The organism is Pseudomonadota bacterium (assembly GCA_037200975.1).
In the GTDB taxonomy this organism is placed as follows: domain Bacteria; phylum Pseudomonadota; class Gammaproteobacteria; order Steroidobacterales; family Steroidobacteraceae; genus CADEED01.
The window spans coordinates 4,200,276-4,217,135 of record JBBCGI010000001.1 but is presented as its reverse complement, the minus strand read 5'-3'; the positions used below and the strand labels follow the sequence as shown (position 1 = coordinate 4,217,135).

Annotated in this window: 20 protein-coding genes; 8 read left to right on the top strand and 12 right to left on the bottom strand. The window is 63.6% G+C overall.

The window, feature by feature from the left end; translation table 11 throughout:
* The first annotated feature begins 66 nt into the window (after positions 1–66).
* Genes WDO72_18895 through WDO72_18885 form a run of 3 tightly spaced genes read left to right on the top strand, consistent with a single transcriptional unit; the run spans position 67 to position 1,800 of the window.
* The gene (locus tag WDO72_18895) at positions 67–444 is read left to right on the top strand and encodes an LAGLIDADG family homing endonuclease (GenBank protein MEJ0087743.1); all 378 of its coding nucleotides are present in this window, start codon (positions 67–69) and stop codon (positions 442–444) included.
* On the top strand, positions 426–1,421 hold the full coding sequence (locus WDO72_18890) for a CapA family protein (GenBank protein MEJ0087742.1): 996 nt from the start codon (positions 426–428) through the stop codon (positions 1,419–1,421). Before WDO72_18895 ends, WDO72_18890 begins: the two co-directional genes overlap by 19 nt.
* A 1-nt stretch (position 1,422) precedes the next feature.
* Positions 1,423–1,800 (top strand): hypothetical protein, encoded by a 378-nt coding sequence (locus WDO72_18885; protein ID MEJ0087741.1) that lies wholly within the window; start codon positions 1,423–1,425, stop codon positions 1,798–1,800.
* A gap of 4 nt (positions 1,801–1,804) precedes the next feature.
* Here the strand turns inward: WDO72_18885 and WDO72_18880 are convergent, their stop codons facing one another.
* The 5 genes from WDO72_18880 to WDO72_18860 are packed head-to-tail and all read right to left on the bottom strand — an operon-like array spanning position 1,805 to position 6,087.
* Positions 1,805–2,032 (bottom strand): EF-hand domain-containing protein, encoded by a 228-nt coding sequence (locus WDO72_18880; protein ID MEJ0087740.1) that lies wholly within the window; start codon positions 2,030–2,032, stop codon positions 1,805–1,807.
* Entirely contained in the window at positions 2,022–2,948 is a 927-nt protein-coding gene (gene aguB, locus WDO72_18875; protein ID MEJ0087739.1) for an N-carbamoylputrescine amidase, read from the bottom strand. The genes WDO72_18880 and aguB overlap by 11 nt, the downstream gene beginning before the upstream one ends.
* On the bottom strand, positions 2,945–4,324 hold the full coding sequence (locus tag WDO72_18870; protein ID MEJ0087738.1) for an FAD-binding oxidoreductase: 1,380 nt from the start codon (positions 4,322–4,324) through the stop codon (positions 2,945–2,947). Before WDO72_18870 ends, aguB begins: the two co-directional genes overlap by 4 nt.
* Before the next feature lie 56 nt (positions 4,325–4,380).
* Positions 4,381–5,085 carry a DsbA family oxidoreductase gene (locus tag WDO72_18865; protein MEJ0087737.1) on the bottom strand — a complete coding sequence of 235 codons (705 nt, stop codon included), beginning with the start codon at positions 5,083–5,085 and terminating at the stop codon, positions 4,381–4,383.
* A gap of 39 nt (positions 5,086–5,124) precedes the next feature.
* Positions 5,125–6,087, bottom strand: coding sequence for a Gfo/Idh/MocA family oxidoreductase (locus tag WDO72_18860; protein MEJ0087736.1), 963 nt, complete (start codon positions 6,085–6,087; stop codon positions 5,125–5,127).
* 49 nt (positions 6,088–6,136) lie between these two features.
* On the opposite strand from WDO72_18860, the gene WDO72_18855 reads away from it, so the two are divergent.
* Both WDO72_18855 and WDO72_18850 read left to right on the top strand, forming a co-directional pair.
* Complete coding sequence (locus WDO72_18855; protein ID MEJ0087735.1) at positions 6,137–6,442, top strand: hypothetical protein; 306 nt, start codon at positions 6,137–6,139, stop codon at positions 6,440–6,442.
* 137 nt (positions 6,443–6,579) lie between these two features.
* Entirely contained in the window at positions 6,580–6,795 is a 216-nt protein-coding gene (locus WDO72_18850) for a hypothetical protein (protein ID MEJ0087734.1), read from the top strand.
* A 102-nt stretch (positions 6,796–6,897) separates the two neighbouring features.
* Here WDO72_18850 and WDO72_18845 read toward each other — a convergent pair whose 3' ends face one another.
* The gene (locus WDO72_18845; protein ID MEJ0087733.1) at positions 6,898–7,188 is read right to left on the bottom strand and encodes a hypothetical protein; all 291 of its coding nucleotides are present in this window, start codon (positions 7,186–7,188) and stop codon (positions 6,898–6,900) included.
* A 97-nt stretch (positions 7,189–7,285) separates the two neighbouring features.
* Between WDO72_18845 and WDO72_18840 the strand changes: the two genes are divergently transcribed.
* Positions 7,286–9,409 carry a carboxy terminal-processing peptidase gene (locus WDO72_18840; protein ID MEJ0087732.1) on the top strand — a complete coding sequence of 708 codons (2,124 nt, stop codon included), beginning with the start codon at positions 7,286–7,288 and terminating at the stop codon, positions 9,407–9,409.
* A 21-nt stretch (positions 9,410–9,430) separates the two neighbouring features.
* On the opposite strand, the gene WDO72_18835 is transcribed toward WDO72_18840, so the two are convergent.
* From WDO72_18835 to orn, 6 genes are all read right to left on the bottom strand, one after another.
* On the bottom strand, positions 9,431–10,489 hold the full coding sequence (locus WDO72_18835; GenBank protein MEJ0087731.1) for a hypothetical protein: 1,059 nt from the start codon (positions 10,487–10,489) through the stop codon (positions 9,431–9,433).
* A 33-nt stretch (positions 10,490–10,522) separates the two neighbouring features.
* Positions 10,523–10,975, bottom strand: coding sequence for a DUF1249 domain-containing protein (locus WDO72_18830; GenBank protein ID MEJ0087730.1), 453 nt, complete (start codon positions 10,973–10,975; stop codon positions 10,523–10,525).
* Between the two features lie 87 nt (positions 10,976–11,062).
* A complete protein-coding gene (locus tag WDO72_18825; protein MEJ0087729.1) occupies positions 11,063–11,272 on the bottom strand; it encodes a helix-turn-helix transcriptional regulator in 210 nt (69 codons plus the stop codon).
* On the bottom strand, positions 11,269–11,442 hold the full coding sequence (locus WDO72_18820; protein MEJ0087728.1) for a hypothetical protein: 174 nt from the start codon (positions 11,440–11,442) through the stop codon (positions 11,269–11,271). Before WDO72_18820 ends, WDO72_18825 begins: the two co-directional genes overlap by 4 nt.
* 167 nt (positions 11,443–11,609) lie before the next feature.
* Positions 11,610–12,575, bottom strand: a complete 966-nt coding sequence (locus WDO72_18815; protein MEJ0087727.1) for a pyridoxal-phosphate dependent enzyme — start codon at positions 12,573–12,575, stop codon at positions 11,610–11,612.
* Complete coding sequence (orn, locus tag WDO72_18810; GenBank protein ID MEJ0087726.1) at positions 12,572–13,129, bottom strand: oligoribonuclease; 558 nt, start codon at positions 13,127–13,129, stop codon at positions 12,572–12,574. Before orn ends, WDO72_18815 begins: the two co-directional genes overlap by 4 nt.
* Before the next feature lie 24 nt (positions 13,130–13,153).
* On the opposite strand from orn, the gene rsgA reads away from it, so the two are divergent.
* On the top strand, positions 13,154–14,089 hold the full coding sequence (gene rsgA, locus WDO72_18805) for a ribosome small subunit-dependent GTPase A (GenBank protein ID MEJ0087725.1): 936 nt from the start codon (positions 13,154–13,156) through the stop codon (positions 14,087–14,089).
* Positions 14,090–14,164: 75 nt separating this feature from the next.
* Positions 14,165–16,837 carry a glycoside hydrolase family 3 C-terminal domain-containing protein gene (locus WDO72_18800; GenBank protein ID MEJ0087724.1) on the top strand — a complete coding sequence of 891 codons (2,673 nt, stop codon included), beginning with the start codon at positions 14,165–14,167 and terminating at the stop codon, positions 16,835–16,837.
* The last annotated feature ends 23 nt before the right edge of the window (positions 16,838–16,860 follow it).

Sequence of the window (16,860 nt, the reverse complement as noted above, 5' to 3'; positions counted from 1 at the left end):
CCAAAAGCGAGGGTTCCCCGGAGAAATCCGGGGAGCCTTCTTTTATTTGCCGGGTTACGATTCGCTGTGGCATCTGCATCGCGCGCGAAGCAACTGGCAGTCGATGAAGCGGCATATATCGCCGGACTCATCGATGGCGAAGGCACGATCACACTCACTCGCCTCCCCGCGCACGAAAATCGCCGGCTGGTGGTCAGCATCGCCAGCACAGAAATCCAACTTCTGCAGTCCGTGGTTGAATCATTCGGCGCCGGAAAGATCAGGCGCAAGCGTGCCTCCTCTAGCCCGCATAACCCCTCGTTCTGTTACGCCGTCACCAGCCGCCAGGCGTTGTCGCTGTTGCGGCAAGTGCTGCCCTATCTACGGCCGTACAAGTTCGAGCACGAACTATTGTCGCTACGGGCCATGAACATCGATCGCGATCGATGCGCAGTCCAATCGTGAACGAGATGGTCATCCGCATCTGCGTCCTCTCACTTTTCGTGTTCAGCGACAACATATTTGCGAGAGAGGCCGCCGTCGATCTCGTTTTCGTCGGCGACGTCATGGTCGCAGAAGAGCCGGGCGCGCTCATCGCCAAGGGCGTCGATCCGTTCGCCGGCGTCGCGAAATATCTGCAACCCAGCCGTCTGCGCATCGCAAACCTCGAATGCGTGATTGCGACCAAGGGCACGGCCGAGATCAAACCATTCACGTTTCGCGCCGAGCCCAGCACCATCCCGGCGATAGCTCGATATTTCGACGGCGTGAGCGTCGCCAATAATCATTCCGGTGATTTCGGCAAGGACGCTTTCGCCGAGCAATTGGATCTGCTCGATGCCGCGCGCCTGCCCTACTTCGGCGGCGGACGCGATCTCGCTTCCGCTCACCGGCCATGGATCGTCGAACGCGGCGGCTTGCGCATCGCGTTCCTGGGCTATGTCGAATTCAAACCGCGCTCATTCGAAGCGAGTGCAAATCGCGCCGGTGTGGCATGGAGCGGAGAAGACGAACATGTGTTGCGCGACATCCAGGCGGCGCGGGAAGAATTTCACGCCGATCTCGTCATCCCGTTCATGCACTGGGGCTGGGAGGATGAGGGTTATCCCAGCGAGCGCCAACGTGTCTTCGCGCGGCGCATGCTCGACGCGGGCGCCGACATGATTGTCGGCGGACATCCACACGTCACGCAGGGCGCGGAGATCTACAAGGGAAAGCCCATCGTCTACAGCCTGGGCAATTTCCTTTTCAACGGGTTCGACACCGAGGCAACGACTACCGGTTGGCTGCTCGAGGCGAAGATCGGCAAATCGGGAGTGCGGAGCTGGCGAACCCGCGTCGTGCGGCTCGCGGCGAACGGCGTCCCGCGCCTCGATGAAAATGCCAGCAGCCCCTGCGGCGACGCCCGCAGCGACAACGTCCGCCAGTGCACGGGCAAGTGACATGAAATACACATGTTTGTTAGCCGTGCTGCTGGGCGCCCCGGCCTTCGCGGACTCGGTCCACTGCCACATCATCTACGGCGGCGAGAATTTCTCGGTGGTCGCCCAGCCCACCAGCGACCCTTATCGCGTGCCCGGCCAGAAGATAGGCAGGTACTTCGAATTCAAGGCGGTCTACGTGACGACGCCGGCGGAGGTCGCGGCGATCAGCCTGTACGTCTATGCGACTGCGAGCGGTGAATCCGTGCTCATCCACCAGGCCAAGTTCCCAGCGGGAATCGCCAACACTGCGGCGCCCTGGGGATTCTCGGGCTTCAACTACATATACGAACCGAGCAAGAGCAGCGAGCTGCAGTACTGGTGCGAAAAAGCACCCTGACCGTTCAGATGCTGAGCCACCACGCGCGGAACTCATCGATGTTGATGCGCCCGTTCTGATTGGCATCGGTCTCGGTGAAACCGATGCGCAGCTCGGCCTCGGAGAACTGCCCATCGTCGAGCTCGCTCACCAGCGCCTTGAATTCGGTGAAATTGATCTGCCCGTCGTGGTCCTGGTCCGCACGCGCGAACAACGCATCGACTTCGGCCAGCTCCTCGGATTTATCGACCATGGGTCCCTCCATCGTAGGTAGTGAGCGCCCCATAGAGCTCCGGGCGCCGGTCGCGGAATACGAACCAGTTGTCGCGCTGTTCCGCGAGCGCGGCGAGATCGAACTTCGCGGTCAGCACCGCTTCACCTTCCTCGCCCGCTTCGGCGAGTTTGGCGCCGGTGGGGTCCGCGATGAAGCTCGACCCATAGAACTTGATATACAGCCCGTCCGGATCCTGCAGCGCCCGCTCGACACCGATGCGGTTCGAAACGATCACCGGCGTGAGATTCGCGGCGGCGTGTCCTTGCTGGGTGCGTTGCCAGTGATCGCGGGAGTTCACCGGCTGAGCCGGCGGCGGCTCGCTGCCGATGGCCGTCGGATAGAACAACAGCTCCGCGCCCATGAGAGCCATGACGCGGGCGCACTCTGGGAACCACTGATCCCAGCAGATGCCGACACCGATGCGCGCGTACTTCGTGTCCCAGACCTTGAAGCCGGTATCGCCGGGGCTGAAGTAGTTCTTCTCCTGGTAGCCCGGCCCGTTGGGAATATGCGCCTTGCGATAAATGCCAAGGTTGGCGCCGTCCGCGTCCAGGATCGCGATGGAATTGAAGTACGAGTTGTTGGACTTCTCGAAGAAACTGATCGGCAACACCACGTTCAATTCGCGCGCGATTTTGGTGAAGTGTTTGATGGCGCGATTGTCTGAAACGCTGGTGGCGAGCCGCAGATGCCGTGAATCCTGCTCGATGCAGAAATACGGTGTCTCGAACAATTCCTGGATGAGGATGATCTGCGCCCCCAAACCTGCCGCCTGCCGCACGAGTTTCTCGGCCGTGGCGATGTTGGCGTCGACGTCCCAGCCGCACGCGAATTGCATGGCCGCGACATGGACCTCCCGTTTTCCGGTATTGAGATGCGGAGGCAGTTTGCTCATGCGAAGACCTTGCCGGGATTGAGAATGCCTTTCGGGTCGAGCGCCTGCTTGAGCAGGCGCATGGTGGAAATCTCAGCCGCGGTGCGCGACAAAGGTAGATAGGCGCGTTTCTCGAGACCGATGCCGTGCTCGGCCGAGATGGAGCCGCCAATGGCGGCCAATGGCCGGTAGACCATGTCCTCCACCTTGGCGCGGGTTGCCGCATCATCGCCGGAAGCGATCGCCAGGTGCAGGTTGCCATCCGCCATGTGTCCGAACACGAAGGCGCGGTTCTCGCCCGCGAAGGCCGTGACGGACGCGCACACCTCCTCGGAATAGGCCCGCATGTTCTCGATCGGCAGGCTCACGTCGAACGTGAGCAGCGGAGCGATGTTCCTCACCTGCCACACGTCTTCACGGATCGCCCAGATGGCGCGCCGCTCGTTCTCGGAATTGGCGAGCGTCACATCGGTGATCGTGCCGGCTTCGAGTGCTTCGCCCAGCACCTGCTCGAGACGCGCGCGGTCACCAACCGGGTCGCCGCCCAGTGTTTCGGCGATGGCGTAGAACGGCGCACCGCGCGCGAGCGGTGCGATGTTTTCGGCCGGCGGCGCGGTGTTGTAGTCGTAGTAGTTGCCCCACAACGCCTCGAAGGCTGCGAGTTGACCGCCCAGACCCGAGTCCAGGCGTTCCAGCAAATCCACCAAGGCATCAAATGACGGCAGCGAAGCCAGCAAGGTTTCCTGGCTGCGGGTGCGCGATACCAGGCGCAACTCCGCCCGCGTCACGACACCGAGGGTGCCTTCACTGCCGATGAACAATTGCTTGAGGTCGTAACCGGCATTGTTCTTGAGCATGCGGTTGAGCGAGGTGAGCACGGTGCCGTCGGCCAGCACGGCTTCGACGCCGAGCACCAGATTGCGCATCATCCCGTAACGCAGGACGCGCAGCCCGCCGGCGTTGGTCGAGATGTTGCCGCCCACCGTCGCGCTGTCGCGCGCGCCCAGATCGAGCGGAAAGACCATCCCGTGCGTCTCCGCTTCGCGCTGCACGCGTCCGAGCTGCACGCCCGCCTGCGCACGCAGGCAACGCCCCGGAACGTCGACGCGTTCGATGGAGTTCATGGATTCGAGCGACAGGACGATGTCATTCGCCGCGGCATCCGCACCGTTCACCAGGCCGGTGAGTCCGCCGTGCGTCACGACCGGCTGGCCGCGGGCATGGCACAACCGGAGCACGGCGGAAACCTGTTCGGTACTGCGCGGCCGCACCAGTAGTTCGGCATCGACGCGACCGTGAAACAGCGTGCCAGCGCGTTCGCGCACCGCTGCGCCGACGAGCATTCCCTGTTCGCCGACGATGGCAAGAAGATCTGCCTTGAGAGTGTCCTGAGTCATGCGGCCAAAGGTAACGCGCAACGCAGGCAGCCGCCAGAACGGCGGCTGCCTCCATATCAATGCAGCGTCGGCTTTTCCTTCGCTTCCTCGTCGGCAACCGGAAACAGCGCCTGGTCGAGCGCATGCACATAGGTCGCGACGTTCACGGTTCCCGGGACCAGCACTCGGCCACCGAACAACAGGTTGGGCACCGTGCGCACCCCAAAGCCACGCATGCGATCTTCGCTGCCGACCAGTGCACTATCGCCTTCGCGGGTTTCGCGGAACGCTTTCAGCGTCTGCGGATCGAGGCCCGCCTCGCCGCCGATCCGGGTCAGCACGTTCACGTCGCCGATGTCATCTCCGCGCTCGAAGTAGGCACGGAAGATCGCCGCGGCGACGTTGGCGTGCCGGTCTTCCTTGTCCGCCAGCTGGACGAGCCGATGTGCTTCCGAGGTGCTTGGCAATGCGCCGAGTTTCTCGAAATGAAAATCGATGCCCAGCTCGCGACCAGCCTCCGTCAGGCTTTTTTCGGCAAACGGTACGCTGATGCCCGTCGGCAAACGCTCCGCGAGGTACTCATGGAAACTGCGCGGCGCGGCGTTTTCTTTTGGCGCGGCCATGCGGAACGGGTGCCAGCGCAGCCGCGTTTCGACATCACCCGAGAGATTCCCGAGCGCCCGCGTGAGCTGCGCCATGCCGAGCCATGACCAGGGACAGGTGAAGTCCGCGACGAGATCGATGTCGAGCGTGCGGCGTGCGTCCCGGAGCGGTCTGATCATTGTGTTCATGCGGCATATGTAGGTGCGCCGCGAACTCGTTCAAGCCGGCTTCCGTGTCGCCTCCAGGTTCGCGTGTACCTGTTCGGTGATGCGTATGGCCGTCTCGAGCGCCCGCAGCCCGTCTTCTCCAGACACGATCGGACGGCGGTTGTTCCGTATGCATTCGAGGAAGGATTCGATCTCGCTCTTGAGCGCATCGCCCTGCTCGAGATTCGCTTCTTCGATGCTCACCGGCAGTTGCCCCGCCTGCGGCGGGCCTTCGCGCTTGCGGATCAGCGTCAGGATCTTCTGCTGCAGGTCGAGCGAGATGTAGGCGGCGTCCTCGAAGATCCGCAACTTGCGTTCGGTCTTGAGGCTCACGCGGCTGGCCGTGGTGTTCGCCACGCAGCCGTTCGCGAAGCGGATGCGCGCGTTTGCAATGTCGATTTCACCGGAGAACACGGGGCTGCCGATGGCGTCGATGCTGACGATCTCGCTGCGCGCCAGCGACTGCACGAGGTCGATGTCGTGGATCATGAGGTCGAGCACCACGTTCACGTCGGTGCCGCGCTCCTTGTAGGGGGCGAGCCGCTGGCATTCCATGAACCTGGGGGTGCTCAGATGCGGCTCGGCGGCCAGGATCGCGGCGTTGAACCGCTCGAGATGGCCGACCTGCAGCAGGCGTTGGTGTTTTGCGGCTTGAGCGATGAGCGCCCGGGCCTGTTCGGGCGTTTCGGTGATGGGCTTTTCCACCAATACATGCGCGCCGGCTGCCAGAAATGCGTCGGCAATTTCGAAATGTGCCGGCGTGGGGGTCACCACGCTGACGGCATCCACCTTCCCGAGCAGCTCACGGTAGTCGGCCACGGCCGTGCTGCCAACTTCCGCGGCTACCGATCGGCGCACTTCTTCGCGCCCGTCGACCACCGCCACGAGTTCGCAGGCGGGAAGCTGGGCGTATTTCTGCGCGTGAAAACGCCCGAGATAGCCGACACCGATCACCGCCGCCCTGATTTTGCTCATGCGCTATTATGCCCGCGCTTTCACGCCGTCCGGCGCGTCCTCGGGGGCCTTGGCCAAATTGTTCAACTGGTTTTATCGCGCGCGCGATTGGTATTTCGCGCTGCCGCGTTTTCAATTCGAGGCGATGACATTGGGGCTGGCGGTGTCGTTCGGACTGCTGGTGATGCCCGCGTTCATTTTCCTGGCCGGTCACTTCGCGCTGAAGGACTACGCGAATGGCGGCGTGTTCGCGCTCTACGGCGATTTCTTCACTGGGTTGTTCCACCCTCGCCCTTCGTTCTGGGCCGTCGTCGCCGGACCCTTCGTGTTCCTGAGCGCCTTCAGGCTGTTTCGCTGGATCTTGCGCAAGACATAAGTAAAAGGCCGCGCCACGAAACGTGAAGCAGTTCACGAATTCCTGGCAGCCCCCGTGGGCGGGCCTGCGAATTTGTGACGCAATTCGGCGACACTGGAGCCGGGGATGATTCCGACAAGTCACGGGGTTGCAGAAAAATGAGCGAGTACTTTCTCGCCGATCGAAAAGCTGAAGAGCGCGCGAAACAGCGTGCGGCCGATTCCACGCCGAATCACCGCAGCCAGAACATCAAAGTCACGTTGTTAGGCGACTTCATGTTCCCGACCGCGGAACCGCCGGGCTGCGATCCTTACAACAGCACCCAGGGCAAGGCGGCGCGCGAGGCGTGGCGTCTGCGCAGCAGTCGGCGCTGATTTCGAGCGGCCCGAAACCCTCACCCGGAAGTCAGGGTCCGTAGCAACCGCCGGCCGGAACCAAGTGCGCCGCTGCCGCTCGAACCGGTATGCGGTTGCCTCTCATGCTTTCGGCCAGTAAGTCCACAAGGCTGCCGCCAGCATCACTACCAGGCCCGCGTGCGCCGCATGGCGCCAGCCTCGTACGCGCAGTTCACTGTAGAAACTGGCCACTGCCGCCGCCGCGAGTAACACGGATAACAGGCAGGCAGCCATCAGCGGCCGGGACTCATCGGCCAAGCGCACACCGTATTCGGGTATCAGCAGAAAAACGACCCCGGTCAGCAGCAAGGCGACCGCGATCGAGACTGTCGAACCCATCACGATTCCAATTAGAACGACCAGTGGGCGCATGGATTGGCCTATGTTTGAAGAGATGCCACTTGAGCAGGCCGTCCCACGGCCTTAGTGTTGAATTGTACGGACTCCCACAGCCGAGACACCCTGCCGCATGAATTCATCGTCAACCCGTTATAACCGCTGGCTCGCCCCTTCCATGCTCGTCGCACTGCTGGTGCTGACGGGTTCGGCCCAGGCCCCCGCCAATACGCAGCTTCCCGCGGGCTCCGTGGTCCCCAGCGAACGGCACAAGTCGGTGGCGAGACGCGTCGGCTCGATGCTCGAGGGCATGCACTACAGCGGCGCCAAGCTCGATGACCGGCTTTCGGCGATCGTGTACGCGCGGTACCTGGAGAGCATCGATGGCCAGCACTCGAGCCTGCTCGCCTCCGACGTCGCGGATTTCGAGCAGTACAAGCTGCGCTTCGACGACATGATCCGCAGCGGCGACGTCGACCCGGCATTCGCCATCTTCGCGCGCTTCCAGCAGCGCAACCGCGAGCGAATCAAGTTTGCGATTTCCCAGCTCGACAAAGAGCCGGATTGGACTCTGAACGAAACCTTCGAATTCGATCGCGAGAAAGCGCCGTTCGCGGCCAGCTCCGCCGAGCTCGACGAGTTCTGGCGCAAGCGGGTCAAGAACGACGCGTTGTCGCTGCTGCTCACCGGCAAGAGCTGGGATGAAGCCGCCAAGCTGCTCAAGAAGCGCTACGAGACCACGCTCAAGCGCATCGACCAGATCAGCGCCGACGACGTGTTCGAGTCGCTGATGAATTCCTACGCGCGCGCCTACGACCCGCATTCGAGCTACTTCTCGCCGCGCAGCTCCGAGGAATACCGCATCCAGATGAGCCTCAACTACGACGGCATCGGCGCGTCGCTGCAGCTCGTCGACGACTACGTGACCATCATGAACGTCATCGAAGGCGGACCCGCCGCCGTGGCCGGCACCTTGTCCGTAAAGGACCGCATCACCGGCGTCGGTCAGGGCAAGGAAGGCCCGGTTACCGACGTGCTCGGCTGGCGCATAGACGATGTGGTGCAGCTCATCCGCGGCCGCGCAGGTACGCAGGTCCGCCTGCAGGTGCTGCCGGCCGGCGCCGCGCCCGGAACTGCCGAGAAATCCCTCGAATTCACGCGCAACAAGGTGACGCTCGAAGCGCAGGCCTCGCAGAAAGAGCTGCGCACCATCAAGCGCGGCGACAAGGAATACAAGGTCGGCATCATCAACGTGCCCGCCTTCTACCAGGACGTCGAGGCACAGAACGCCGGCGACAAGGAATTCCGCAGCACGACGCGCGACGTGCGCCGTCTCATCAACGAACTGAAGGCCGAAAAGATCGATGGTCTGGTGCTCGACCTGCGCGGTAATGGCGGCGGCTATCTGCCCGAAGCCACCGCGCTCACCGGCCTATTCATCGACAAGGGCCCGGTCGTACAGCTCAAGGTCACCACCGGCGAGCTCGAGGTGCAGGACGACCCCGAGAGCGGCGCCGCGTATTCGGGCCCGCTTGCGGTGCTGGTCGATCGCTTCAGCGCTTCGGCTTCGGAAATCTTCGCCGGTGCGCTGCAGGATTATCATCGGGCCACCATTCTCGGTCAGCGCACCTTCGGCAAAGGCACCGTGCAGAATCTCGTGCCGCTCGATCGCTGGTCGCCGCGCCCGGTGAACGGCCAGCTCACGGTCACCATCGGCAAGTTCTATCGCGTCACGGGCGAGAGCACCCAGCACCGCGGCGTCGAGCCCGACGTCACGCTGCCCTCGCAGATCGACATGGATGAATTCGGTGAGAGCGCGCTCGAAGGCGCGCTGCCCTGGGATCGCATCGCCGGAGTGCCGTTCCGCAGCGAAGCCAAGGGACAGCAGCCGAACATTCCGCTGCTCGCGACCGAAGAGAAAACGCGCGCCGACAAGGACCCGGATTATCGCTGGCTGGTCGCCGACCTCGCCGCCGCCGACCAGATGCGCAAGCAGACCTCGTTGTCGCTCAACCTCCAGACCCGCAAGGCCGAACGCGAGCGTGTGGATAAGGAACGCCTGGGTCGCGAGAATGCTCGCCGGGCCGCGCAGAACCTGCCGGCGATCAAGTCCTCGGAAGAACTCGCGGACGTGAAATTCCCCGACACCGTACTCGACCAGGCGACCGAAGTGATGACCGACATGGTGACGGGACTTCGCCCGATCCATGCGGCGCCGTCACGTACGGTGCGCGCCGAACCCAAGGCGCCGGGCTGACCGGCAGCCCCGAGTCCGAAGTCAGCGCAACAGGACCTTGCAGAGGTCCCAGGTATCTTCGGCCAGCACATTCGGTAGTTTGGCCGCGGTGACGCCCTGCGAGCCGTGCGCCAGCACATCGCCTTCGGAAACACCGCAGGATTCCGGAACCGGCACGGTCTCGAAGTCTCCCAGGTAGGCCGCGGAACCGCGCAGGCGTTCGGAACGCTGCGCCACTTCCTGCATGATTCCATTGCGCTGCTTGAGCAGGTTCCGCGCCTTGACGATGTCGCCCATGATCGACACGCAGGCGGTCAGATCCCCGTAGTACTCGGTGGCCTCGCGGCGCGCCATGGCGGCGCGCGCCGATCCGACCAGCGGGGTACGCGCCAAACGCAGACACAACACCTCCGCGCAGGCGATCGCAGCCAGGTTGATCGCGCGTTTGGCGTCCACTGAAATGCCCGGAAATTCGCCGGCGCCCGCCTTCTCGATCTGCTCGCAACGGGCGCGTGCGGCCTGCAGGTCGTCCTCGGCGGCGTCGAGCGCGGCCTGCAGCGCGGGACGCTGCGCGGCCACTTTCGGGCGCTCCCAGCGATGCCACCATTTGTCGAGCTTGGCGAGGCGCGCGTCGAACGCCGCGAGTTGCTGGCGCGCCGCGACGATCAGCGACTCCGCCTGGCGCAGCTGCTGTTCGCTCGTCTGACGCTGCTGAAACTGTTTGCGGTTGCCTTCGAGCGCGAATGCCTTGCGCTCGCGTTCTTCCTGCTTGGCGGCCAGGTCCTGGATCAGCAGGCCGAGGATCTCGCGGCCGTCGCCCCACAGGGCACGCAGGTGGTAAAAGACCATGGTAGATAGCCCGGTGTCGGCCGACTCGAGCCGTTTCTCGACGGCCTCGAACATCTCCTGCACCCGGGCCGTGGCGGCTTCCTGTTGCTTGAGCCGGTCGCGCAGGCGCTGGGTCTCGGCGCCGAGTTCTTCGTGCTGTTTGCGCAGTTCCGCGCGGCTGCGGAACAGCTCCACCACGCGCCCGTCTTCGGGCACGGGTTCAGTGGCAGCACCGCCATTGCCGAGCAGACCTAACGACTTCAACGCTTTCATAGACCCCTGCGCAGCGCGCGGGGGCCTGATTGGTCAGGCGCGAAACCCGTGGCCGCGATCGATGCAGTACTCCAGCCACTTATTTAACATCGTATCGCGGGCCCAACGCTGATCCAGTTCACGCTCCGCCAGCCCCCGCAGGTGCCGCAACGCCTCGTGGTCGTGCTGGGCCGCCCATTCCTGGGCCTCGACCAGACGGGCGTCGTGATAGACGCGCACGCGCATGTCCGGGTAAGTGGATACGCCATCTTCCTGCTGGAAAAGATAGGTCAGGTCGAAACTCGTGGTGTATGGCGAACGCTCGGTCACCGTGAGACGCAAATCACAGTCGTCCGCCACGCGCGAGACACACACGTCGAGCAGGTTTTTCAGATTTCCCGCCAACTCCGAGAGGCGCAGGTAATTGCTTTCGTACAACGACATGAGCGCGACGAAGCTGCGCGGGCTCGAGCGCCATGAAACGAGAGTGAGTGCGTCATTCAACATCGAGTCCGAATATAACGGACAATGACGATCATTCAAGACGCAATTCCTGCGCCAATGAACCGTGAATTGGTTCCCGTGTCCTGAAAATTATTCCGTGTACTGAAAAACCTCGTCGAGCTTGCGTCCGAGCGCGCGCGAGATTTTGAAAGCGAGCTCGAGTGACGGAGAATATTTTCCCCCTTCGAGCGCAATGATGGTCTGGCGCGTGACATCGCATGCGTTCGCGAGCTGCTCCTGCGTCAGATCGCCACGCAGCACGCGCCACTCGCGAATCCGGTTGCGAACTGCATGGGTCATCGGCGCGCTGCGAAGTAGGCAAACGTGAGCACGACGTGTTCCACGAGCGATCTTGCGATCAGCAGGCCGATGAGCACGTTCGCGAGCACGATTGGTGAAAGCCACCAGGCGAGCAGCGGTGCCGGCGTCAAGGCCAGCACACACACGCAAGCGACGATGATCACCGTCAACGACAGATCCCCTGCGCGAGCCGAAACGTTTTGCAGGCGCAGGTCGCGTTCATCGGCTTGTACCTGCTCCGCGCGCCGTCCGATCCGGTGGGAGATCACCGCCCTGACAGAGTCTCCAGAATGTACGGTTAACCTTACATTTGGAGGCCGGGCATATAAAGTATTTTTTACATCCGCTCGCCGCGCAGGAAGGGGCAGAGGTTCAGGTCGACATTGCCGCCCGACAACACGATGCCAATGCGCTGCCCGGCCGATCCGAGCTTGCCCGCCAGGGCCGCGGCGACCGGCACCGCCGAAGACGGCTCGATCAGCAATTTGAGATCGTTCATCACGATGCGCATCGCTTCCATGATCTGCGCTTCACTGACGGTGACCACGTCGTCGACGTGAGAACGCAGCAACTCGAAGTTGCGCACCCCGATCGACGCACGCAATCCATCGGCGATGGTGTTGGGCGTCACGACCGCGCGACGCTCGCCGCTGCGGAATGACTGGAAGGCATCGTCCGCCTGCGACGGCTCGGCACCGACCACGCGGATACCGGGCGCCAGAGCCTTCGCGGCGAGCGCGCTTCCGCCGATCAATCCGCCGCCGCCCACCGGCGTGCTCACGACTTGCAAGTCCGGTACGTCGGCTAACAACTCGAGCACGGCGGTACCCTGCCCCGCGATGATCCGCGAGTCATCGAAAGGATGGACCAGCTCACCGGGCTCGCTTGCCAGGACTTCCGCCAGCCGCTTCTCGCGCGCCGGCAAGCCGGGGTCGCACAACTCCACCCGCGCGCCGGCTGCTTCGATGTTCGCGATCTTGGAGCGTGGAGAATCGCGCGGCACGATCACGATGGCGCGTATGCCACGGGCGCGCGCCGCAAGGGCCAACGCGTTGCCGTGATTGCCCGATGAATGCGTGATCACGCGCGTTGTTCGCGCCGGATCGAGCTGCAGCACGGCATTCATGGCGCCGCGATACTTGAACGCGCCGCCGGTCTGCAGGTTTTCGCATTTGAAGAACACCTGCGCCTGCGCGCGCGCGTCGAACGCGGCGGAACGCATGACGGGTGTGCGCACGATGTGCGGCCCGATACGCGCCGCGGCAGCCACCACGTCGGCGAACGCGGGCAGATCCGGCTTCACAGCTTCTGGTATTCCGGCGCGAGGAACTGCTCGCGGTAGTACGCGAGCTCGCGGATGGATTCCTGGATGTCGGCGAGCGCCTTGTGTTCGCCGCGTTTGGAGAACCCGGGGATGATTCCCGGGGCCCAACGGCGCGCGAGCTCCTTGAGCGTGCTGACATCGAGGTTGCGATAGTGGAAGAACGCCTCGAGCGTCGGCATCTGGCGGGCGAGGAAACGACGGTCCTGGCAGATGCTGTTGCCGCACATCGGCGAGGCATTCGGCTCCACCAGCACCCGCAGGAATTCCATGGTGCGGGCTTCGGCGCTGGCCAGCGTGTATTTGCTGTCGCGCACGCGCTGGATCAGGCCCGAAGCGCCGTGGGTGCGCGTATTCCATTCGTCCATGCCGGCGATGATTTCTTCCGACTGGTGGATCGCAATGACCGGGCCCTCCGCGACCACATCGAGGTCGACGTCGGTGACGATGGTGGCCATCTCGATGATCACGTCGGTGTCGGGCTTGAGGCCCGTCATCTCGAGATCTATCCAGATCAGATAGTCGCTGCTCGGCATAAGGATTGACGCGATACTACACGAATGACCGCACCGCTTGACGCAGACGAATTCGACGCCGAGGTCATCGCCGCGTACGGCCGGCATCTGCTGGTCAAATCCGCGGACGGACGCGAATTGCGCGCGCGCCCCGCCGGCCGCCGCCTGAGCATCGTCTGCGGCGATCGTGTGCGTTGCGAGCGCGACCGCAAACACGATGAACTGCTCATCGTCGAGGTCCTGCCGCGCAGGACACTGCTGGCGCGCGCCAATGTGCGCGGCGAGAGCGAACCGGTCGTTGCCAATATCTCCCAGCTCGTGGTGGTGGTCGCTCCATTGCCGCAGCCCGACTGGTTCATCGTCGACCGTTATCTGTGCGCCGCCACGGCCGCAGGTATCGCCGGTGCCGTCGCCGTCAACAAATCCGATCTCGCGGCTAACAAGAGCGACGCCGATGAACTGGCCGCCTTCACGGCAGCCGGCTACGCGCACGTGTCGTGCTCTGCGACGTCGGGCGCGGGTCTCGAATCATTGAAGACTCTGCTGGCGCAGGGGACGAGTGTGCTGGTGGGGCAATCCGGCGTCGGCAAATCGTCACTCGTAAGCGCCTTGCTGCCGGAAACCGACATCGAAACGAGCCTGCTGGACCGCGAGGAGGAAGGCCGCCACACGACCACCGCCTCGCGTTCGTATCCGCTCGCCTCCGGCGGCACGCTGATCGACTCGCCCGGCGTGCGCGATTTCGCGCCGGCCATCGAACAGCTCGATTCGCAGACGCTGGGTTTTCCTGAGGTTGACCGGCGTGCGAGCAACTGCCGATTTCAGGATTGCCGCCACATGCAGGAACCGGGATGCGCGGTGAGCGGCGCGGTTGAGGCCGGCGAGTTGAGTGCGCGCCGTTATGAAAGTTATCGGCGTCTGCGCCGGCGTTATGAAGAGCTCATCGAGACGCGCGGCCCCGGACAACGCAGTCGGCGTTGAGGTATGGTACCGCTACCGCGCGCGGGATGAGGGGGTGCCAGTCCGGCGGCCACCCGCGCTCGAGGAGCCAGCAACATGAATTGGAAATTTGCGCGCGCCGCGGTTGGCGCCCTGCTCTCCGTCGTCACATTTTCCTCGGCTGCCCCCGCTTCCGCCGAGGAACCGGTCTACAAGAACCTCGATCGCAGCTTCGAGGAGCGCGCGGCGGACCTCGTGTCGCGCATGACGCTCGAAGAAAAAGTATCGCAGCTGCAGAACGATGCCGTCGCGATTCCGCGCCTCGATGTACCGGCATACGAATGGTGGAACGAGGCGCTGCACGGCGTAGCGCGCGCCGGTGCGGCAACCGTTTTTCCGCAGGCGATCGGCATGGCCGCCACCTTCGACACGCCGCTGATGACGCAGGTCGCCACGGCGATCAGCGACGAGGCGCGCGCCAAGCACCATGAATTTGCCCGGCACGAGCAGCGCAAGCGTTACCAGGGGCTCACCTTCTGGTCGCCCAACATCAACATCTTCCGTGACCCCCGCTGGGGCCGCGGCCAGGAAACCTACGGCGAAGACCCCTACCTCACCGCGCGCATGGGCGTCGCGTTCGTGAAGGCGCTGCAGGGCGACGATCCGAAATACCGCAAGGTGGACGCAACCGCCAAACACTACGTGGTGCACTCCGGCCCGGAGGCGGACCGCCACCACTTCGACGTATATCCTAGCGAACGCGACCTCTGGGAGACCTATCTACCGGCGTTCAGGGCGCTGGTGCAGGAAGGTCATGTCGCTTCGGTCATGGGCGCGTACAACCGCGTCAACGGGGAATCTGCTTCGGGCAGCCATCGCCTGCTGACGGAAATCCTGCGCAACCAGTGGGGCTTCAAAGGGTACGTGGTGTCGGACTGCGACTCGATCGACGACATCTGGAGATTCCACAAGATCGTGCCGACCCCCGAGGAAGCGTCCGTCATCGGCATCCGCAGCGGCCTCGAAGTGAACTGCGGCAAGACCTATGCAACGCTCACCTCGGCGGTGAAGAAAGGCTTGATTACCGAAGCGGAGATCGACGCCGCCGTGCGCCGCGCGTTCCTCACGCGTTTCCAGCTCGGCATGTTCGATCCGGACGACAAGGTGAAATGGGCGCAGATTCCCTACAAGGTGAACCAGTCGCCCGAGCACGATGCGCTGGCGCGCAAGGCGGCGCAGGAATCCATCGTACTGCTCAAGAACAGCGGCGTTCTGCCCCTCGACAAGGCGAAGCTCCGGAGCATCGCGGTGATCGGCCCGACGGCGGATGAAATCATGTCGCTGCTGGGCAACTATTACGGCACCCCCGCGGCGCCTGTGACCATCCTGCAGGGCATTCGCGATGCGGTCGGCCCGAACACGAAAGTGAATTACTCGCGCGGTGCCGATCTGGTCGAGGGCCGCGAAGAACCCCGCGCGGCACCGTTGATCGAGCCGGCGTATTTGCGTCCGGAAGCCGCCTCGCAAACGCAGGGTCTCAAGGGCGAATATTTCCGCGGCAAGGAATTCGCGGGTGCTCCCGTACTCACACGCATCGATCCGCGTGTCGCCTTCCGCTGGGATCGCGGCGCACCGACCGATACGCTGGTCGCCCAGGGCGAGCTGACGCAGGCGGCGGCGCTCGGCGTGGACGATTACTCGATCCGCTGGACCGGCAAACTACTGCCGCCCAAGACGGGGAAATACGAGCTCGTGGTCGGCGCCAACGACGGCTTCCGCCTGTACATCGACGGCAAGGTCGTGAGCGACGGCTGGGAGCCGAATCCGCGCGTCGCCAGCAAGAGTGCATTCGTCGAGCTCGAAGCGGGCAGGAGTTACGACATCAAGCTCGAATACTTCGAAGCCGACCGCGACGCGGAAGTGCGGCTTGCGTGGCGCCTGCCGGGCGCGAAACCGCCGCTCGAGGAAGCGCTCGACGCGGCGAAGGTGTCCGATGTCGTCGTGTTCGTCGGCGGGTTGACCGGAGATGTCGAGGGCGAGGAAATGAAGGTCAACTACCCGGGCTTCGCCGGCGGGGACCGCACCGACCTGCGTCTGCCCGGCAGCCAGCAGAAACTGCTCGAAGCACTGCAGGCCACGGGCAAACCCGTGATCCTCGTGTTGACGACCGGCTCTGCGATCGCGGTGGACTGGGAACAGACCAAACTACCGGCCATCCTCGTCGCCTGGTACCCGGGACAACGCGGCGGCAACGCCGTGGCAGACGTCCTGTTCGGCGCCGTGAATCCGAGCGGCCGCCTGCCCATCACCTTCTACAAGGCGGATGAGAAACTGCCGGCCTTCGACGATTACAGCATGAAGAACCGCACCTACCGGTACTTCGAAGGAAAGCCTCTCTATCCGTTCGGCTTTGGATTGTCGTACACGACGTTTCAGTATTCGGGGCTGAAACTCGACAAGAGCTCGGTGGCGGCGGACGGCAGCGTGCAGGCGGCCGTCACGGTCAAGAACACCGGCAAACGCCCGGGCGACGAGGTCGTGCAGCTATACCTGCAGCCGCTCGATCCGAAACGTACGCGCGCGCTCAAGGAGCTGCGCGGCATCGAGCGCATCGCACTGAAGCCCGGTGAATCGAGAGTCGTGAAATTCGCAATCAGACCGGCGCGCGATTTGCCGATCTACGACGACACAAAGAAGGCCTACGCGGTCGACGCCGGAAAATTCGAAGTGCAGGTTGGTGCTTCAAGCGCAGATATCCGTGCAAAGACGACGCTCGACGTGACCAACTGAGGCGCGGAACTAGAAGGGGACTG